This window comes from Burkholderia sp. AU32262, from assembly GCF_020419985.1.
GTDB classification, from domain to species: Bacteria; Pseudomonadota; Gammaproteobacteria; order Burkholderiales; family Burkholderiaceae; genus Burkholderia; species Burkholderia semiarida.
Genome location: NZ_JAIZRS010000061.1, coordinates 1 through 3,644, shown reverse-complemented (window position 1 = coordinate 3,644; position 3,644 = coordinate 1). Strand labels below are relative to the sequence as shown.

Annotated in this window: 3 protein-coding genes; all 3 read left to right on the top strand. The window is 68.7% G+C overall.

Translation table 11 applies throughout. The features are described 5' to 3' along the window. A partial coding sequence (locus tag LGN10_RS33240; RefSeq protein WP_226226271.1) for a chemotaxis protein CheW occupies window positions 1-1,409 on the top strand: 1,409 nt, incomplete at its 5' end. Window positions 1,410-1,456: 47 nt separating this feature from the next. Next, window positions 1,457-1,972 (top strand): chemotaxis protein CheW, encoded by a 516-nt coding sequence (cheW, locus tag LGN10_RS33235; RefSeq protein ID WP_059578098.1) that lies wholly within the window; start codon window positions 1,457-1,459, stop codon window positions 1,970-1,972. 37 nt (window positions 1,973-2,009) lie between these two features. Next, the coding region (locus tag LGN10_RS33230; RefSeq protein ID WP_226226269.1) for a methyl-accepting chemotaxis protein at window positions 2,010-3,644 on the top strand (1,635 nt) is incomplete at its 3' end.

Genomic DNA, 3,644 nt, shown 5'->3' with positions numbered 1-3,644 from the left:
GACAGCTGCAGGCCGCCGCGCCGCAACCGGCTGCGCCGGCATCGACGCCGGCCGAGCCGCCCGCCGCCCCGGCCGCGGCAGCCGCCACGCCGCCGCAGCAACACGTTCGAGCGCAACCGCAGCCGGCCGAACATGCGGCGCCGGCCGCCGCCGCGCATCACGACGACAAGCGCGCACGCCCGGCCGCCGCGGCCGCGGGCGGCGCAGAAGGCAGCTCGATCCGCGTCGGCGTCGAGAAGGTCGACCAACTGATCAACCTCGTCGGCGAACTGGTGATCACGCAGGCGATGCTGGCCGAGACGGCCAGCGCGTTCGATCCGGCGCTGCACGACCGCCTGTTCAACGGGATGGCGCAGCTCGAGCGCAATGCGCGCGACCTGCAGGAAGCGGTGATGTCGATCCGCATGATGCCGATGGACTACGTGTTCAGCCGCTTCCCGCGCCTCGTGCGCGATCTCGCCGGCAAGCTCGGCAAGCAGGTCGAGCTCGTGACGTTCGGCCAGGCGACCGAGCTCGACAAGAGCCTGATCGAACGGATCATCGATCCGCTCACGCACCTCGTGCGCAACAGCCTCGACCACGGGATCGAAACGGTCGACAAGCGCGTCGCCGCCGGCAAGGACGCGGTCGGCCAGCTCGTGCTGTCGGCCGCGCATCACGGCGGCAACATCGTGATCGAGGTGAGCGACGACGGCGCGGGCCTGAACCGCGAGCGGATCCTCGCGAAGGCCGCGAAACAGGGCATGCAGATCTCCGAGAACATCAGCGACGACGAAGTCTGGCAACTGATCTTCGCGCCGGGCTTCTCGACGGCCGAGACGGTGACCGACGTGTCGGGCCGCGGCGTCGGGATGGACGTGGTGAAGCGCAACATCCAGTCGATGGGCGGCCATGTCGAAATCTCGTCGCAGGCCGGCCGCGGCACGACCACGCGGATCGTGCTGCCGCTCACGCTCGCGATCCTCGACGGGATGTCGGTGAAGGTGGGCAGCGAGATCTTCATCCTGCCGCTGAACTTCGTGATGGAGTCGCTGCAGCCGTCGAACGACGACATCTACACGGTCGGCAACGGCGAGCGCGTGGTGCGCGTGCGCGGCGAATACCTGCCGCTCGTCGCGCTGCACGAGGTGTTCTCGGTCGACGACGCGCGCACCGACCCGACCCAGGGGATCGTCACGATCATGGAAACCGAGGGGCGCCGCTTCGCGATGCTGATCGACGAGCTGGTCGGCCAGCAGCAGGTGGTCGTGAAGAACCTCGAAACCAATTACCGCAAGGTCCACGGCATCTCGGCGGCGACCATCCTGGGCGACGGCAGCGTCGCGCTGATCGTCGACGTCGCGGCGCTGAACCGCGAAACCCGTGCGACGCACGGCGCCCGTGCGGGCGCCGAACTCGCCGTCTTCTGACTCTCGCCATCAACCGATTGGGGGCAAACGTGTCCGCTGAAGTTCAAATGATCAATCCGGCCGCGGCGAACGCGGCCACGAGCCGCCGCGACGCCGAACACGGCGATGCGACGGGCCAGGAATTCCTCGTCTTCACGCTCGGCGACGAGGAATACGGGATCGACATCCTGAAAGTGCAGGAAATCCGCGGCTACGACAGCGTCACGCGAATCGCGAACGCGCCCGAGTTCATCAAGGGCGTGATCAACCTGCGCGGCATCATCGTGCCGATCGTCGACATGCGGATCAAGTTCCACCTCGGCCGCGTCGAGTACGACCACCAGACCGTCGTGATCATCCTGAACGTGTCGAACCGCGTGGTCGGGATGGTGGTCGACGGCGTGTCGGACGTGCTGACGCTGCAGACCGACCAGATCATGCCGGCGCCGGAATTCGGCGCGACGCTGACGACCGAGTACCTGACGGGCCTCGGCACGGTCGACGGCCGGATGCTGATCCTGATGGACATCGAGAAGCTGATGTCGAGCCGTGAAATGGCGCTGATCGAGACACTCGGCGGGTAAGCGCGCCGCGCGCGCAGCAATTTCGGGAGAATCTGCAATGTTGCATAACTGGTCGATCCGCACGACGCTCACGGCGGTCGGACTCATCCTCGTGTGCCTGGCCGCCGCGGTCGGCGGGCTCGGCCTTTACGCGCTCAATCAGGCGAGCCGTTCGCTCGACGAGATCGCGCACGTCGACCTGCCGGCGATCCACACGCTCGACGACACGGCCGCGCAACTGCTGCGCTCGCGCGTGGCGCTCGATCGCTTCCGTACGCTGACCGAAGCCGGCAATGCGGCCGACGCGGCGAAGGTGCTCGACCGCGCGCAGGAGCTGTTCGCGAAGTCGAACCAGAACTGGCAGGCGTTCCAGTCGACGCCGAAGCTCGGTGTCGAGCAGGCGCTTCTCGACGAGCTCGCCGCACGCTACACGACGATCGTGAAGGAAGGCGTGGAGCCCGAATTTGCCGCGGCGCGCGCGGGCGACATGGCCGCGTACCATGCGGTGGCGGACACGAAGATCAGCCCGATGTTCGTCGCGTTCGACCAGACGGCGTCGGCCGTGATCGCGGCGCTGCAGAAGCGCGCGCAAGAACGTCAGGCCGCGACGCAGTCGCAGATCTCGATGATGGTCGCGCTGATCGCGGCCGGCATCGCGATCGCGTTCGTCGTCGTGATCGCGATCCGCTTCGTGCTGCGCGGGCTGATCGTCCAGCCGATCGAGGATGCGATTGCGCACTTCGAGCGCATTGCCGGGGGCGACCTCACGCAGCCGGTGAACGTATCGAGCACGAACGAGATCGGCCGCCTGTTCGGCGGCATCAAGCGGATGCAGGACGCGGTGACGACGATGGTGCAGGCCGTGCATCGCGGCACCGAATCGATCGACGTCGGCGCGCGCGAGATCGCCACCGGCAACATCGACCTGTCGCAGCGCACCGAGGAGCAGGCCGCGTCGCTGCAGGAAACCGCGTCGAGCATGGAGCAACTGACGGGCACCGTGCGGCAGAACGCGGAGAACGCCCGGCAGGCGAGCCAGCTCGCGGTGAACGCGTCGGACATCGCGACGCAGGGCGGCGAGGTGGTCGGCCAGGTCGTGTCGACGATGCAGGACATCGCGGCGAGCTCCGGCAAGGTCGTCGACATCATCGGCACGATCGAAGGCATCGCGTTCCAGACCAACATCCTCGCGCTGAACGCGGCCGTCGAGGCGGCGCGGGCCGGCGAGCAGGGCCGCGGCTTCGCGGTGGTCGCGGGCGAGGTGCGCTCGCTCGCGCAGCGCAGCGCGAGCGCCGCGAAGGAAATCAAGCAGTTGATCGGCGATTCGGCCGAGAAGGTCGACAGCGGGTCGGCGCTCGTCGCGCGCGCCGGCTCGACGATGGACGAGATCGTGCAGGCCGTGCGCCGCGTGACCGACATCATGGGCGAGATCAGCGCCGCGTCCGACGAGCAGTCGACCGGCATCGAGCAGGTCAACCGCGCGGTCGGCCAGATGGACGCGGTCACGCAGCAGAACGCGGCGCTCGTCGAGCAGGCGGCCGCCGCGGCCGCGTCGCTCGAGGAGCAGACGCGCCAGATGAAGGCGATCGTGTCGGGCTGGCGCGTCGCGGGCGGCATCGCGCTCGCGCCGGCGCGCAGCGTCGCGCGGCCGGCCGCGCACGAACCGGCGGCGCTGCCGTCGGCGTCGCGCCAC

Coding starts and splice junctions, on each gene's coding strand:
- cheW (WP_059578098.1), top strand. CDS start 1,457: ATGATCAATCCGGCCGCGGCGAACGCGGCCACGAGCCGCCGCGACGCC.